General features: G+C 45.8%; 10 protein-coding genes and 4 tRNA genes. 5 read left to right on the top strand and 9 right to left on the bottom strand.

Going from position 1 to position 15709, the window contains the following annotated elements; all coding sequences use genetic code 11:
- Positions 1 to 36 precede the first annotated feature (36 nt).
- The 6 genes from CIK88_RS09470 to nspC all read right to left on the bottom strand — a co-directional run bounded on the left by CIK88_RS09470 (position 37) and on the right by nspC (position 2291).
- The gene (locus tag CIK88_RS09470) at positions 37 to 576 is read right to left on the bottom strand and encodes a hypothetical protein (protein ID WP_094436104.1); all 540 of its coding nucleotides are present in this window, start codon (positions 574 to 576) and stop codon (positions 37 to 39) included.
- A gap of 68 nt (positions 577 to 644) precedes the next feature.
- A tRNA-Gly gene (locus tag CIK88_RS09465) sits at positions 645 to 717 on the bottom strand.
- Positions 718 to 740: 23 nt separating this feature from the next.
- Positions 741 to 827: transfer RNA gene (locus CIK88_RS09460), tRNA-Leu, on the bottom strand.
- A gap of 30 nt (positions 828 to 857) precedes the next feature.
- Positions 858 to 939 (bottom strand) — tRNA-Leu (locus CIK88_RS09455).
- Positions 940 to 987: 48 nt separating this feature from the next.
- Positions 988 to 1060 (bottom strand) — tRNA-Gly (locus CIK88_RS09450).
- Between the two features lie 103 nt (positions 1061 to 1163).
- Positions 1164 to 2291 carry a carboxynorspermidine decarboxylase gene (gene nspC, locus CIK88_RS09445; RefSeq protein ID WP_094436102.1) on the bottom strand — a complete coding sequence of 376 codons (1128 nt, stop codon included), beginning with the start codon at positions 2289 to 2291 and terminating at the stop codon, positions 1164 to 1166.
- Between the two features lie 110 nt (positions 2292 to 2401).
- On the opposite strand from nspC, the gene CIK88_RS09440 reads away from it, so the two are divergent.
- From CIK88_RS09440 to CIK88_RS09430, 3 genes are read left to right on the top strand one after another with little or no spacing between them, the layout of a single operon-like run.
- Positions 2402 to 3007 (top strand): thiamine phosphate synthase, encoded by a 606-nt coding sequence (locus CIK88_RS09440; protein ID WP_094390023.1) that lies wholly within the window; start codon positions 2402 to 2404, stop codon positions 3005 to 3007.
- A gap of 35 nt (positions 3008 to 3042) precedes the next feature.
- Positions 3043 to 3981 carry a ribose-phosphate pyrophosphokinase gene (locus CIK88_RS09435; RefSeq protein ID WP_094390022.1) on the top strand — a complete coding sequence of 313 codons (939 nt, stop codon included), beginning with the start codon at positions 3043 to 3045 and terminating at the stop codon, positions 3979 to 3981.
- A gap of 14 nt (positions 3982 to 3995) precedes the next feature.
- Positions 3996 to 5093, top strand: a complete 1098-nt coding sequence (locus CIK88_RS09430; protein WP_094390021.1) for a TlpA disulfide reductase family protein — start codon at positions 3996 to 3998, stop codon at positions 5091 to 5093.
- A gap of 152 nt (positions 5094 to 5245) precedes the next feature.
- Here the strand turns inward: CIK88_RS09430 and glgP are convergent, their stop codons facing one another.
- Together glgP and CIK88_RS09420 are read right to left on the bottom strand one after the other, a co-directional pair.
- Positions 5246 to 7819: an alpha-glucan family phosphorylase gene (gene glgP / locus CIK88_RS09425; RefSeq protein ID WP_094436100.1), complete on the bottom strand. Its 2574-nt coding sequence runs from the start codon at positions 7817 to 7819 to the stop codon at positions 5246 to 5248.
- Between the two features lie 34 nt (positions 7820 to 7853).
- Positions 7854 to 9521, bottom strand: coding sequence for a glycogen/starch synthase (locus tag CIK88_RS09420; protein ID WP_094436098.1), 1668 nt, complete (start codon positions 9519 to 9521; stop codon positions 7854 to 7856).
- Between the two features lie 129 nt (positions 9522 to 9650).
- On the opposite strand from CIK88_RS09420, the gene CIK88_RS09415 reads away from it, so the two are divergent.
- Both CIK88_RS09415 and CIK88_RS09410 read left to right on the top strand, forming a co-directional pair.
- Entirely contained in the window at positions 9651 to 10076 is a 426-nt protein-coding gene (locus CIK88_RS09415) for a hypothetical protein (RefSeq protein ID WP_094436096.1), read from the top strand.
- A gap of 139 nt (positions 10077 to 10215) precedes the next feature.
- Positions 10216 to 12165 (top strand): nucleoside-diphosphate sugar epimerase/dehydratase, encoded by a 1950-nt coding sequence (locus CIK88_RS09410; protein WP_094436094.1) that lies wholly within the window; start codon positions 10216 to 10218, stop codon positions 12163 to 12165.
- 1183 nt (positions 12166 to 13348) lie between these two features.
- Here the strand turns inward: CIK88_RS09410 and CIK88_RS09405 are convergent.
- Positions 13349 to 15709 carry a BamA/TamA family outer membrane protein gene (locus CIK88_RS09405; RefSeq protein ID WP_371591552.1) on the bottom strand — a complete coding sequence of 787 codons (2361 nt, stop codon included), beginning with the start codon at positions 15707 to 15709 and terminating at the stop codon, positions 13349 to 13351.

The raw sequence follows: 15709 nt of genomic DNA, 5'->3' as shown, positions 1-15709 counted from the left end.
AATGATAAAATTCAAACCGCCATGTTTGGCAACATGTTATTTACACAGTCCCAAGAACTGGAAATGGAAATTCTTTCCTTTTGCAGATGGGAACTGACTTCTTTCGTCAACCCGTTCACGCAAGTGGTCAATAATACGATTATAACAATCCATTCCTGATACCGCCTTACATTGTGCTACAAAATGGGTATCTCGATATTGGAATTTACCCGTACCAGGAACTATTTGCACACGCTTAAAATCAAGCGAGCCTTCATACCAGCCAAACTTTTCTTCGTTCAGTCTTGCCAATGCCGATACATTTTTTTTCTCATGAACCTCTGGCACAGGATGCAACGCACGCTTCTCCTTAAAGTCAAGCATCGTCTTGGCTTCAGTCTTGATGATGATAAAATAGATTCGTGGGCGAACTTTATAACGCTTAGGATAATACATATCGCTGTTATAGTAGTTGCGAATGTCTTTCTCAAGAATAGGATTCATTCCAATCTCGTCGATATCTGCAAGAAACTGAATAGCATCATCAACGTTATCAACAAGAACCTCTTTATCAAAATAGCGTATATATAAATTCATCGGTAAATATTTATCTTTTTAAAATAAAAAAATAGATTTCGGTTTTCCTTAGGATAAATAAAAAAAAGAGCGGAAAACGGGACTCGGACCCGCGACCCCAACCTTGGCAAGGTTGTGCTCTACCAACTGAGCTATTTCCGCAACAAAAAAAATAAAAATCTTTATGGTGAAGAGGAGGAGACTCGAACTCCCACGTCGCAATTGACACTACCCCCTCAAAGTAGCGCGTCTACCAATTCCGCCACCTCTCCAACATAAAATATTTAGTGAATAAAAAAGAGTGCCCAGAACAGGACTCGAACCTGCACGCCTCGCGGCACACGCACCTGAAACGTGCGCGTCTACCAATTCCGCCACCTGGGCTTTAAATCGCTAAGACCTATCCTAACGCTCTTTTCTGTTCAATAAATGAGCGGAAAACGGGACTCGGACCCGCGACCCCAACCTTGGCAAGGTTGTGCTCTACCAACTGAGCTATTTCCGCTTATTTCCTCTCTCAAGGAGCATCTCTCTCGATTGCGGATGCAAAGGTACGCTATTTTTCTGAATTACCAAAATTTTCTCGCATTTTTTTCTAAAAAAAAGTATCAATCCATGCGATTTCGATAGTCTTCATAGCCAAAATGGCGCAATATTTCCAATTTCCCGTCCATATGGAGCATTCCAATGGACGGGTGAGAAATACCATTAAACATGTTTGTCTTGACCGTTGTATAATGAATCATATCCTCAAAAATAATCTCCTGACCGATCACCAATGGATTTTTAAAGCGCCAAGACCCCATAAAATCTCCAGACAGGCAACTATTACCACCCAATCTATAGGTATTTTCTTTCGTTGCCTCCTCCAAATCGACCAATTCTGCCCCACGCACCTCTGGATGATATGGCATTTCAAGACAATCGGGCATGTGGCATGTGAAGCTGACATCAAGGATGGCAGTCTTGATTCCTCGATCATTCACAATATCCACAACATGGGCCACAAGCGGTCCAGTCTGCCAGGCAAAGGCGCTTCCTGGTTCAAATATCACCTTCAGATGGGGATAACGCTGGTGGAAACCTTTCATTATACGTTCCAACAACTCTATATCGTAACCTTTGCGAGTCACCAAATGGCCTCCTCCGAAATTGATCCATTTTATCTGCGAGAACCAAGGAGAGAATTTTTCTTCTATATGCCGTAGTGTCCGTTCAAACACATCTGCCCCACTCTCACAATGGCAATGGCAATGGAATCCGTCAATATCCGACGGCAGTTCTTTCGGCAACTTATCTGCCGTAATACCAAAGCGTGTACCTGGAGCGCAGGGATTATAGAGCATGGTACCCACTTCCGAATATTCAGGATTGACACGCAATCCTATCGAACATGATGATGCACGATGGTGAAAGCGCTCGTATTGCGACAACGAATTAAACGTGATATGCGATGAGCAAGCTACAATATCATCAAACTCTCCATCTGTATAAGCTGGCGAAAAGGTATGGGCTTTCTTTCCAAACTCATGATAAGCGAGCATAGCCTCAGACAGCGAACTAGCGGTAGTAGATTGAATATACTCCCGAAAAATAGGAAATGTTTTCCATAATGCGAATGCCTTGAAGGCAAGAATAAACTCCGAACCGGTTCGTTCAGCCACGTCTTTTATCAAAGCGAGATTACGTCGCAATTTCGCCTCCTCTATAATATATATAGGTGTACTATTTTCCATTTTTTTGATATAAATCTTGATTTCGACTGCAAAGTTAGCTTTTTATTGTCATTAAATTGCATTATTCCATATAAAATGATTACTTTTGCATTTGATTCTAGATTATTGCAATGAAACTCATAGTAATGACCAAGCCCACGTATTTCGTGGAAGAAGACAAAATATTGGCAACACTTTTCGACGAGGGACTCGACTGCCTGCATTTATGCAAGCCTGGTTCTTCGCCAATGTATGCTGAGCGCCTGCTGACTCTACTGCCTGAAGACTACTGTTCAAAGATTGTAGTACATGACCACTTCTACCTCAAGGAGGAATACAATCTGAGAGGCATCCATATTGACGAGGCAGGACAACCAGCCCCGCAAGGCTATCGTGGACGCCTGAGTCGCACCTGTCAGAAGCTCGACGAGCTCAAAGTGACTAAACGCAACGCAGACTACGTGTTTCTCAAACACATCTTCGACAGTCAGACGGGTAATGAGAAAGCCTCATTTACTCCCAACGAACTGGAACAGGCTTCTAAGTTGGGACTTATCGACCGGCACGTGTATGCATTAGGAGGCATGAACATAGACAATATTCGCATGGCCAAAGAACTCGGCTTTGGCGGAGTTGTCATTTGTGGTGACCTGTGGAACCGCTTCAACATCCATCAGGGATTAGACTACAAAGAACTTATTGCCCACTTCGAAAAGCTCAGAAAGGCCATTGGATAGAAAAAGAAACAACTAACAACAATATTTACTACAAAATGAGAGAATCGAACTCTTACATGGTATTTTCAGGCACTGCCACAAAGTATCTGGCAGAGAAAATCTGCCTTAGTTTAGGATGTCCGCTCGGTGAACTGCAAATCACAAAGTTCTCCGACGGCGAGTTTGCTGTCTCTTTCGAGGAGTCTATTCGCGGTCGCGATATCTTCCTCGTACAGAGCACATTCCCCAATAGTGACAACCTGATGGAGCTGTTGCTGATGATCGATGCTGCCAAGCGCGCCTCTGCACGCACCATCAATGCCGTTATCCCCTATTTCGGATGGGCACGTCAGGATCGCAAAGACAAGCCCCGTGTCAGCATTGGTGCCAAACTGGTAGCCGACTTGCTTTCCGTAGCCGGTGTTGATCGTGTCATCACCATGGACTTGCATGCCGACCAGATACAAGGTTTCTTTGATGTTCCCGTTGACCACCTCTATGCTTCCGGCGTCATCCTCCCCTATCTTCAGAGTCTCAATCTAGACGACCTCGTTATTGCATCACCTGATGTCGGCGGTTCTAAGCGCGCCAACACCTATGCTAAATATCTGGGTTGCCCGCTGGTTCTCTGCAACAAGACCCGCGCTCGCGCCAACGTTGTAGCCACCATGCAGATTATCGGTGACGTCAAAGACAAGAATGTGGTGATTATCGACGACATGGTCGATACAGCTGGAACCATCACCAAGGCTGCCGACATCATGAAAGAAGCAGGTGCTAAGACTGTTCGCGCATGTGCATCCCATTGTGTGATGAGTGGCCCTGCAAGCGAACGCGTACAAGAATCGGCCCTTGAGGAAATTGTCTTCACAGACTCTATCCCCTACACACAACGCTGTGCTAAGGTGAAGCAGCTCTCTGTGGCAGATATGTTTGCAGAAACCATCCGCCGCGTGCTCAACAACGAGAGTATCTCAAGCCAATACCTTGTATAATATCCATCCTTCAGATGAACATCAAGACATTATTTATAGTGACAGCAGCAGGCATTACGCTTGCTGCTTGTCATTCAAACACGTACCATATCAAAGGTTCTGCCGAAAACATGCAAGACGGAGACACACTCTTTCTCACGACCGACATGGTAACCGGCATTCCCTGCGACACCTTAGTAGTAAAAAACGGAAAGTTCAGTCTTTCGGGAAGTGCAGATTCTACATGCTTCTGCATGCTTTATAGTGCGAAAGCCCACCAGATCAACGCCACATTCTTCAGGGAGAATGGCAATATCGACATCCGGCTTTCCGCAGAACCTTCCGCATCAAGGGTTGGCGGTACGCCTTGCAACAACGAGTGGCAACGTCTCAACGACTCGTTGATGGTTGTAGGCAAAGCCATCAATCTTATTGCAGAACGCATCTATGCCCATCCCGTCAGTCCGGCAGAACGAGAAAAGGGTATGAAGGAAATAGAAGAACTCAACAAACAGTTCAGCAACAAGGTAGAAGTTGCCGCCGAACGCAATATCGACAACGAATTCGGCTATTTTCTCATCCTCAACTTTTCCAAGGATATATTCTCTGCCACAACGACCAAGCATCTCATCAGTCAGATGCCGAAGGAATTGCGTCAGCGTACCGCCATCCAGCAAATGGAACAGGAATTGGCCAAGCAAGCCAATACAGCGGAAGGATCCGTCATGCCCGACTTCACGCTTCCTGATGCAGAGGGTAATCCTGTGAGCGCTTTGGCAGAGATAAAGAAGCACAAATTGACCGTTATAGATTTCTGGGCATCTTGGTGTGGCCCATGCCGTAGAGAAATGCCTTCCGTGATTTCCCTCTACGAGAGTTACAAGGATAAGGGTCTGGGCATTCTCGGTGTTTCTCTTGACAACAACAAAGACGCTTGGACAAATGCCATCAAGCAATGGGGAACGAGTTGGACACAGGTTAGCGACCTGAAAGGCTGGGAATCGTCTGCTGCTACATTATTTAATGTAAAAAGCATCCCTTGTACCGTTATTGTTGATCAAGAAGGCAAAATCCTGCGTCGCGATCTCCGCGATGAACAACTCAGAAACTTTGTTGCTGATTACCTGAAATAACAATCGCAACATCCACCTTTAACCCCCAATCGGTCATCAGACGGATTGGGGGTTTATCATCAAGGCGGTTGTATAGAAAAGAAAGAGAGTGGCTGTTCTTCCACACGAGGAAGAAAAGCCACTCTCCTTATCTTATCTGAATGTCCAACAGATTACTGGTTGTTGGGCAGTTCAAGCCATTTCACGTAGCAGAAGTCCTGACGGTGAGGCAGGTTCTTGTTCTTCGGATACATGCGGACAGCTGATTTATAGGTACCGGCCTGCTGAGGAGTCAGCTCAACTTCGAAGGTATAGTTGTTACCCTCATGACCAACCATCTTCAGAGGCTCTACATTGAAGATACGCTCCTGTCCTTCCTTGTTAACATAGAGATTCACCTTCTCCAATCCTACTGCATCTTCAAGACCTTGCTCGTTGATGACGTAAGTCAGCTTGTACTTACCACCGGTTTCAGCACCACTTGCAGGGAAGTCCCATGATGCAGAAACGACGTTGATGGCATCCCAACGCTCAGCAACAACTTCCTTCCACTGTGCAATTTCCTTAGCCAGACGGCAGTTGTCCTTGCTGATTTCCTTGAAGCGTTTAGCCTCTTTGGTGTAGAACTTGTCATAGTAGTCGTCGAGCTGACGCTTCATGGTATAGTGAGGAGCGATCTGAGCGATAGAGTTCTTGATAACCTTGATCCATCCCTCGCTGAAGCCCTTCTTGTTCTTCTTATAGTAAAGAGGAATAATCTCGTTTTCGAGTAGCGAGTAGATTGTAGCCGCATCGAGCTGGTCCTGATGACCCTGGTTCTGATAGGTACGCTTTTCGGTAAGTGCCCATCCTGCACCTTCACGATAGCCTTCAAGCCACCATCCATCAAGTACAGAGAGGTTGACAACGCCATTCATCTCAGCCTTTTCACCAGATGTACCAGAAGCCTCAAGCGGACGAGTTGGAGTATTCATCCAAATATCAACACCGCTGACAAGGCGACGAGCCAAGAGGAAGTCGTAGTCCTCAAGGAAGATGATCTTACCGAGGAACTCAGGACGCTGGCTAATCTCATAAATCTTCTTGATGAGTCCCTGTCCTGCGCCATCTGCGGGGTGAGCCTTACCGGCGAAGAGGAACTGTACGGGATGCTCTGGGTCGTTGACGATCTTGGCCAGACGGTCGAGGTCGGTAAACAACAGGTGAGCGCGCTTATAGGTAGCGAAGCGACGGCAGAAACCGATAATCAACGCATTAGGATTGATGCGCTCAAGCAGGTTGAGCACGCGTGAGGGATCACCCTGATTGCGCAACCATGTGTCACGGAACTGTTCGCGGATATATGACACCAATTTATTTTTCAGCGCCATACGAGTTTCCCAGATTTCTTCATCGGGCACATTATAGATAGCCTCCCAGATGCTCTGGTTCGACTGATCGTACATGTGGTTCTCGTTGAAATACTTGCCATAAACCTTACGCCATTCTGTAGCACACCATGTTGGGAAGTGTACACCGTTGGTAACATATCCCACGTGGTTTTCCTCTGGATAGTATCCGTTCCAGATAGGAGCAAACATCTGCTGGCTAACCCATCCGTGGAGTTTAGATACACCGTTTACTTCCTGACAAGTGTTGCAAGCGAAGGTTGACATGCAGAAGCGCTCGTTATGGTCTTCTGGGTTGATACGTCCCATACCGATGAACTCATCCCAAGAGATACCGAGTTTTGCAGGATAGCCTCCCATATACTTACCGAAGAGTCCTTCGTCGAAGTAGTCGTGACCGGCAGGTACTGGAGTGTGAACGGTATAGAGTGAAGAAGCGCGAACGAGTTCGAGTGCTTCGTTGAAGGTCATTCCACCATCGATATAGTCGCAGAGGCGCTGCAGGTTGCAAAGTGCTGCATGGCCTTCGTTGCAATGGTAAACATCCTTCTTAATGCCGAGTTTCTTCAGCAGCAGCATACCACCGATACCGAGCAGAATTTCCTGCTTCAGGCGGTTTTCCCAGTCGCCACCATAGAGTGAGTGAGTGATTGGTCTGTCGAATTCTGAGTTCAGTTCGTTGTCTGTGTCGAGCAGATAGAGCTTTACACGACCCACATTCACACGCCAAACATAAGCATGAACCTGATAGTTGGTGTAAGGAACATCTATTACGAGAGGATTGCCGTTCTCGTCGAGTTCGCGCTCGATGGGGAGTGAACCGAAGTTCTGAGACTCATAGTTGGCAATCTGCTGTCCGTCCATAGAAAGACTCTGTGTGAAATAGCCGAAACGATAGAGGAAACCCACGGCACACATATCAACATTAGAGTCAGAAGCCTCTTTCACATAGTCACCAGCCAACATACCGAGACCGCCTGAGTAGATTTTCAGGGCAGAATGGATACCATACTCCATGCAGAAATAAGCTACAGAAGGACGGGTTTGGTCGGGCTTAACATCCATATATTCACGGAAGAGTGCATAAACACTCTGGATGCGCTTCATCAGAGCCTTGTCCTTGAGGATTTCCTCTTTACGGGTAAAGCTCAGACGCTCAAGAAGCATTACGGGATTGTGCTTGGCATCATGATAAAGCTCAGGGTCAAGGTCACGGAACAAGTCGCGTGCCTCATAGTTCCACACCCACCACATGTTGTGGGCAATCTCATTCAAACATTTCAACTGCTCAGGAAGGGTCGATTTTACAGTCAATTCCTTCCACTGAGGAGCATTTACGTAATCTGCTTTGATTTTCATACTTTTCTCTATATATACGTTGATACTCTATTTATTATTTGTTCATACGGTTCTGAGCCTTACGCAAAGCGATGTCGTAAGCCTCATAATAGTATTCGATAAACTCGCTCCAAAGTGCTTTTTTCGAAAGTGCATCGGCTTTGCGTCGGCAACTTTCAACATCATTTTTCGGCATAGCCGAATATTTCGCCACCGTATCCTTGATGGCATCTGCTACTTCAGAATAATTATAATCTGTGCGATGAATGACCTTCACGCCATCCTCTATCTCACCTGCATGACCGAACACGCCGTTAGCCCAAAGTCCGAAGCCTGCCAGATCTGTTGTGATACAAGGCACTTTGAAGGCAACGGCCTCCAGCGGAGTATATCCCCACGGTTCGTAATACGATGGATAAATGCACAGGTCATTACCCAATACCACATCATAATATGACATATTGACTATTCCGTCACGTCCATCGAGATAGCAGGGCAGGAAGATGACCTTCACCTTATCGTCCTTACGGTTGTGCATATCGTAGTATTTCATCATGCCCAACACGTTATCGTGACTCATATTATGCAGCCAATGGGTCAGCTGTGGAACATCCAATGGTGTTTCATACTTTTCGTTCTTCGCCAAACGTTCCTGCAAATCCTTACGTGGCTCGCCTACCCATCCCGGCACTTCAATAAATGCCAAGACCTTTTTCTTCAGTTCTCTGTCGCGAAGCAGACGATTCATGGCCTCCACAAACACGTCAATACCCTTATTACGGAATTCGTAACGTCCTGATGTTGAAACGATAAGTGTATCGTCGTCGAGCGATTCGCCCAATAAGGCATTAGCCACATCAAGAAGGCGCTTGCGAGCTGCCTTGCGCTTTTTGGTGAATGTGGCGGCTTTAGGCACGAAACTGTTGTCGAAACCATTTGGCAATACCACATCAACGGGCTTGTCAAGGAGTTCACGACATTCATTGGCGGTAATATCACTTACCGTAGTAAAACAATCTACATAATGAGCGGTTTGCTTCTCAATGGAGTGCTTGCTCTGCATATTAAGCTCTTCTGCCATCTGATCGCCATTATAGGCAAAGAGATAGTCATAGAGTGGCTTCTGGTTGCCTGCGATTGAACGACCGATACTGGTGGCGTGAGTGGTGAAAACGGTACCGATCTGCGGCAACACATTATTTATATATAATGCTCCGAGTCCACACATCCATTCGTTGGCATGGTAAATCACATGTTTTCCCTCAACTTCCTTGCCCAGCCAACGGTAGATGCTTTCTACCACGAGTGCTGCGGCATAAGAAAACATAGATGCTTCATCATAATCGCCATAGGCATGAAGCGAATCCACCTGATAGTGTTCCCACAACCAGCCATAGATTTCATTTTTCTTCTCAAAAAAAGGTTGGAAATCCACCAAAATAGCAATAGGTTTTCCAGGAACAGCCCAACGGCCTACCTTTACTTTCAGCCCCTCTTCTTTCGCCTGCCATTGCCATTCTGCCAATAGCGACTTTTCCTCTTGAAAATAAGGACTCTCGTTATCATGCCACACATCTGGACCGATGAAGATAATCCGGTCGCACATGGCATCTTGAAGTGTTTTAGCTCGGCTGGAAAGCACGGTATATATACCTCCTACTTTATTACAAACTTCCCAGCTCGATTCAAAGACATAATCTGGCTTAATCAATTCTTTTCCCATATATACATGTATAACGGCCACAAAGTTACTTAAAAATATTAAAATCATGCGAGTTTAGGCAATTATTTTTCACCAAAAAACACATTTATTGATATAGATTTACTATCTTTGCGGCAAATTAATACGTAGATGAAAAGAAAACTATTCATAATAATATTTACAGCCATTTTCGCAACAGTCGGTGCCCAACAGTCACAGGGCACTTTCAGTGGATATCTCACCAATGAGGAATACGACGTTTATCTGCGAATCGATTTTCAAAACCAGAATGTCATCATCCCCGGACAAGAGATCTATGGTGAACTTCCTGGCTATCTCGGAAAGAAACACAATTCTTTCTGCTGGCCGATCACATCGGTCAAGAAAAAAGGAAGCCGAGAGATTGTCATGACGATGGTCAACGATTTTGGCAGCGAAGATCTCACCGCTACCCTCACCTTGCAAAACGACTCCACCTATCTGCTGAAACAAACAAGTGGCAGTACGCTGAAAATTCCCAAAAACGGGAATTGGCAGAAGTTGCCCAAAATGCTAATCTTCACAAAAGGACATTAAATTGCCTTTATTTCCCCCCCCCTTGATATATTTTCAAAAAATCGGCCCTCTTAGTAAAAAAAATAACGCAAAACTATAGAAAGTTTATATTTTTTACGTATCTTTGCGGTTAAAAATAATATAGATTTTAAGAAAAGCTATGAATCTACTCAACTCTATCCTGAATTGGTACTTCAAAAAAGAAGCACTGCCATACTGGTGCATGTTCTTGATTGATACTGCTACTATTTTCTTCTCCGGTCTCTTTACCTATTGGATTTTCAACAAGACAGGAGCATTCATAGACCATCGGTTTGAACTGCTATATACCCTCTTGCTCTACGTACTTCTCACTTGCGTAGGCTTCAGAATATTTCACACCTATTCTGGAATTCTTCGCTACTCATCATTTGTCGATTTATGGCATGTGGCGATGAGTAATGCCGTCGGCTTGGCATTGTCGCTGATAGCCCATTTCACCATGGAGTATCTGCATGTTGACAAAATAGGCATACTCACATTGACCGAGACATGCACCATGTTCCTCATTGCCACATTAGCCATGTGGACCATTCGCGTGCTGGTAAAGATGCTATACGACGTAATATTGGCGGATAAGAAGGCTGTACGCGTACTCATCTATGGTACAATGGAAGGAGCGGTGGGACTTGCCAAGTACATTCGTACCCAGCAACCTGCCAAGTTTGTGTTGATGGGATTCATTGCCCATGAAAAGAGCAACGAGAACCGACTTCACCATGTCCGACTGATGGGCAAGAAAGTATATAACACCCAAGACAATATTGCACATATCATCAAGAAATACGGCATCAAAGGTGTACTCATCTCCCCTACTCGCACTAAAGACTTCCAAAACGACCGTGAGATGCAGAACACGCTGATTTCCACCGGTGTCAAAATCTATATGACAATCAGCGCCCATGAGATGCAGGTTGAAAACGGAAAACTGACTGACAGCAGTCTTGCCAACATCAAACTGAAGGAAGTTAGCGTTGAAGACCTCCTGCCACGCGATGAGATACAGGTTGACATGAATAGCGTCGGGGCCCTGTTGAGAGGCAAGAAAGTGCTCATCACAGGATCTGCCGGTTCTATCGGATCGGAAATGGTTCGCCAGATTGCCATCTACAAGCCCGCAGAAATGATGCTCATCGACCAGGCTGAGACTCCACAACACGACATCAGACTGATGATGAGCAACGAATATCCTGACATCGTGGCACATACCGTAGTGACCTCTATCTGCAAAGAGAAACGCATGGAGGAGATTTTCAGCACATTCCAGCCTGATTACGTTTTCCATGCTGCTGCCTACAAACACGTGCCGATGATGGAAGACAACCCCAGCGAAAGCATTCAAAACAACGTATGGGGCACCAAAATCATTGCAGACCTCAGCGTGAAATACAATATCAAGAAGTTTGTGATGATCTCTACCGACAAAGCGGTCAATCCCACAAACGTAATGGGTTGTTCGAAGCGTATCTGCGAAATCTATGTGCAAAGCCTTGACAAGGCCATCAAAGACGGTAAAATCAAAGGCATCACGCAGTTTGTCACCACACGCTTCGGAAACGTGCTCGGTTCCAACGGATCTGTCATTCCGCTATTCCGTAAACAACTGGAGGCTGGCGGTCCATTGACCGTCACACACCCTAAGATCATTCGCTATTTCATGCTCATACCAGAGGCTTGCAAACTGGTGCTCGAAGCTGGAACACATGGTAAGGGTGGCGAGATATTCGTGTTCGACATGGGAGAACCTGTACTTATTGCCGACTTGGCAAAGCGCATGATACAGTTGAGCGGAGCCAAAAACGTAGAAATCAAATACACGGGACTCCGCGAAGGCGAGAAACTCTATGAGGAAGTGCTCAACGAGAAAGAAAACACCAAGCCTTCGTTCCACGAAAAAATACGTATTGCCGAGGTTCGTAGCTACGAATACGAAGAGGCACAGCAGAGCATTACCGAACTATACCAGATTTCCGCTGCTTACGACGACATGAACACCGTAAGGAAGATGAAGGAAATCGTACCGGAATACATCAGCAAACATTCACGCTACGAAGCTCTCGACCAAAAATAGCACTACAAGCATTTACTCCATACTAAGAAGACCCTTCTATCATACGCAGGAAGGGGCTTCTTTTTGTTTTATCCCACCCTTTGCATACACCATGAATGGCTTTGGAGAGGAAGAAGTTATGGACCAGAAATTGGACATATCAGAAAAGGCAAATCTTCCAATATTCCAGTTCTTCCAAATTCCAATAAAGGGTATGAAAACGCAAACCCTCATTTTAGAGTCTTATAACTTATTAATAATTAAATAGTTATATATATAATAAGAGAAAAAAGCACCCTCGAAAAATTAATTGGAAGAACTGGAATTGGAAGATTTACGCAATCAAGAATCCATCTAAGAGCCATATTATCAATAATTTACGTAATAAGAGAATGCAGGAATATCCCAGCGCTACCAGCAAAATCAGCATTCCAAAGCCGCAAAATCCTGGTAAAAACCCCATTTTTGGGCTATTTTATTCATGAAATCCTCAAAAATCGAGTTCGCCCCCCCTTGTTCCGATGATTTCCACCTTCCATGCAAAACACAGAAAACGCACTCATTCATGCGTTCTGGATACCATTGAAATGGATTTTGGGATGTACTGGACACATTTTATAACCCAGTCAGACTGCAAAAAATGGTGTTTTTTCAACTATAACTGAAACCATCTACTACGACTTTCAAACGCCTATTACGCCCAATCGCTCATTAGGATTTTGGAGAGAATGTGTAATCTGCGGATTTCCATCTCCTTGGTGTCAAAGCCGTATAAACAGGTTTCCGCCTTGTGAAACAAGGTTATTCATGGGCATGCAAACATTTCATAATAAAAATGTCCTCGAATCGCAAGAAACGTATAGAAACGTATGATTGGTTTGGGGGGATGTTGTATCTTTGCACCGTGGTTCAAGAGAGAATCACTCATCGCACAAAACATTCCGTCCGCACACAGACATGGCCAACTCCTCAGTAAGTCACAAGTGACTCCACACTAAGTCCCAATATTTAGCGGACAATGATGGGACAAAGTTGGGAGAAACAAGGAACAGAACAGGAGAATACCACGATGTGGGAATGTGGAGAGCGAGAAAATATCACATCATGAAACAGCAAAACCCGAACATATCCCGATGATAACCCGAACGCACAAGGAAGCATCCTGCGTTAATCCAGATGGCCGAACAATACCACTTCCGAGAAATCAGAATGGATATCCGATAGCAAAATGGAGGGTCTGGTTCTTTTTGAAACCATCAACATTGTAGATGCCACCCTTGCCCGTATCGTAAGGCACATGAATACCGATACCCCAGTCGAGACGCAACACAAGAAAGTCGAGATCGTAGCGCAAACCAAGACCCGTGCCGACAGCCATCTCACGAAGCACATTCTGAATCTTGAACTTAGTGGTGGCATAAGGAACTGAAGTGCCATAGTTGTCGCGGACATTCCAAACATTACCTGCGTCAAGGAATACAGCACCATAGAGGCTACCGAAAAGATTACGGCGATACTCAAGATTGCACACCAATTTGATATCACCATTCTGCATCAGATAGGACATGGCTTTATCCTCGATGCCAGGGAAGCTGCCAGGACCTATACCACGCACAGAAAAGGCACGGATGCTATTGGCACCACCCACATAAAACAGTTCGGTATTGGGCGCCCAGTCGGTATTTCCGAAGCAATAGAGCACACCCGCGTTGACATGTCCCAACAACTGCGAAGAAGCATCAAGCGTCCATATTTTGGTAAAATCCGTTTCGATCTTGACAAACTGCGAATAAGGATTCTTGAAAAGTTTCTTCTCTCTCTCGTTCCATTTCTTACCAAAGGCAAGAAGCGCCAACGAAGTGAAGTTGCCCGACTCAGACACCGTGGCGGTCCATCTCACAGGATGACGCAACGTAGAAGGACTGGTATAGGTATAGCTATAGCGCATCTCTGGCACGAAATAGTCTTGCATGGTGGCACGGAGATAGGGATTCTCTTCCATCACCTTGTCAAACTCGGCGGTATGGCTATTCATAAACTGGTATTTCACCGTAAGCGGCGAGAACTCATGTTTGCTGGTGGCAGAGGTCTGCCAGTTGTATGCCCACTTACCACTCACAATATGCATCTTGTAATAGCCAGGCCGACGGATGGTATTGCTCGACACCTTGGCAACGGTAGAGGGTGTTGCGTAGAACCGGCGAGGAAGGCGCACCGTGCGACCGTCGGGCAGCGTATAGCGTTGCGTGCTATTACCGCCAAAATATGGTGCAATAAGGCGTGGAAACTCTATGCTCGCATCAAAGCCATACTCGTAGTTGCTCATGCTGGAACTGCTGTTGGTAGCCCACTCATAGGATCCATGAACCGACAGATCTATCTTCTCGCCACCATGGAAGGCATTGCGACGCACCAGTCCAAGTTTGACCTCTGGTCCCACGCGACCTATCGCACTACCATTGAAATTGGTTTCGATATACGAATCCCACGGTTTGTCGAAGGTGCAAATGAGTGTCAAGTCCAGCGTATCGCAAGAGGGCGAATTGTCACGCGGCGTAAACTGAAACTCGGTAGAGGAAAACAATCCCATCGCATTGATTTTCTGGGCACTCTGCAAGTAATCGTCATAGCTATAGAGCTGGCGCGGACGAATTTTCATATCGGCTATAATGACACGCGGACGAACCGGTGGGCGCCGACCGGCATAACGGATGGTCAAATAGCGGTAAACCATAGAATCGGTAAATGCCTCATTATACGTTTTGCGCATATTGATATTCACACGACCGATATACCACTTGTGACGGGCCTGAGCTGGTGTCTCCTCTGCCAACTGGAAGCGCAACTGCACCTTACCGTCCACAGCAAAGGTGTCTGCCAGATAAGAGGCGTAGCTGGGCTGGTAATAATAGTAGCCATTATTGCGGAGCAGATTGCTGATTCGGCTACGCTCCCCATCGAGATTAGCCACCACGAAGGGATCACCCTTGCGCACGATAGCAGAGGCTGATGTGGCATGGATCAGGCTGTCTGCCTCACGGTTAAATCCCACATAACGCACACTATCTAAGGTGAAGAGATGACCGAACGACACATCATAGCCGATCTTGGCTGTTTTCATGTTGTTTTGCAGAACCACTTCTGCGTCAACATTTCCATGGAAATAACCATGATTGCGCAACACACTTTTGGCAACCTGTGCACGCAACTGAGGATTGACCCACGACATGAGGACAGGCTGTTTGCCAAACGTCTTATTCATCCAATGACCAAGACCAGAACTGTCGGCAGAAAAAGCATTCCATACCGAAAGACCGAAGGAGAAAGGAAGGCGATGATAGCTGCTACCCAATAGCGCGCCATTAGGAGCTGTTGCCAGGGCTGCGTCTATCTCTTCTCTTGTAGCAGAATAATTATCGTTCTCTTCATAGTCGGTATAGTTGATTTTCGTTAATCCGATGAAGAGCTGGTCGTCGTCAGGCACACCCTTGGTCATACTACAGGCACTAATCACCACAGCACCTGTCAGCAGATAAATGTATCGTTTGATTGTTGAATGCATCAT

It is taken from the genome of Prevotella sp. P5-50 (genome assembly GCF_002251295.1).
In the GTDB taxonomy this organism is placed as follows: domain Bacteria; phylum Bacteroidota; class Bacteroidia; order Bacteroidales; family Bacteroidaceae; genus Prevotella.
This window is presented reverse-complemented; position numbering and strand designations above follow the sequence as displayed.

What these genes read in the sequence shown, in the direction of transcription:
- CIK88_RS09410 (WP_094436094.1), top strand. Translation starts at nt 10,216, where the DNA reads ATGAATCTACTCAACTCTATCCTGAATTGGTACTTCAAAAAAGAAGCA.
- CIK88_RS09415 (WP_094436096.1), top strand. Translation starts at nt 9,651, where the DNA reads ATGAAAAGAAAACTATTCATAATAATATTTACAGCCATTTTCGCAACA.
- glgP (WP_094436100.1), bottom strand. Translation starts at nt 7,819, where the DNA reads ATGAAAATCAAAGCAGATTACGTAAATGCTCCTCAGTGGAAGGAATTG.
- CIK88_RS09435 (WP_094390022.1), top strand. Translation starts at nt 3,043, where the DNA reads ATGAGAGAATCGAACTCTTACATGGTATTTTCAGGCACTGCCACAAAG.
- nspC (WP_094436102.1), bottom strand. Translation starts at nt 2,291, where the DNA reads ATGGAAAATAGTACACCTATATATATTATAGAGGAGGCGAAATTGCGA.
- CIK88_RS09440 (WP_094390023.1), top strand. Translation starts at nt 2,402, where the DNA reads ATGAAACTCATAGTAATGACCAAGCCCACGTATTTCGTGGAAGAAGAC.
- CIK88_RS09430 (WP_094390021.1), top strand. Translation starts at nt 3,996, where the DNA reads ATGAACATCAAGACATTATTTATAGTGACAGCAGCAGGCATTACGCTT.
- CIK88_RS09470 (WP_094436104.1), bottom strand. Translation starts at nt 576, where the DNA reads ATGAATTTATATATACGCTATTTTGATAAAGAGGTTCTTGTTGATAAC.
- CIK88_RS09420 (WP_094436098.1), bottom strand. Translation starts at nt 9,521, where the DNA reads ATGGGAAAAGAATTGATTAAGCCAGATTATGTCTTTGAATCGAGCTGG.
- CIK88_RS09405 (WP_371591552.1), bottom strand. Translation starts at nt 15,709, where the DNA reads ATGATGCATTCAACAATCAAACGATACATTTATCTGCTGACAGGTGCT.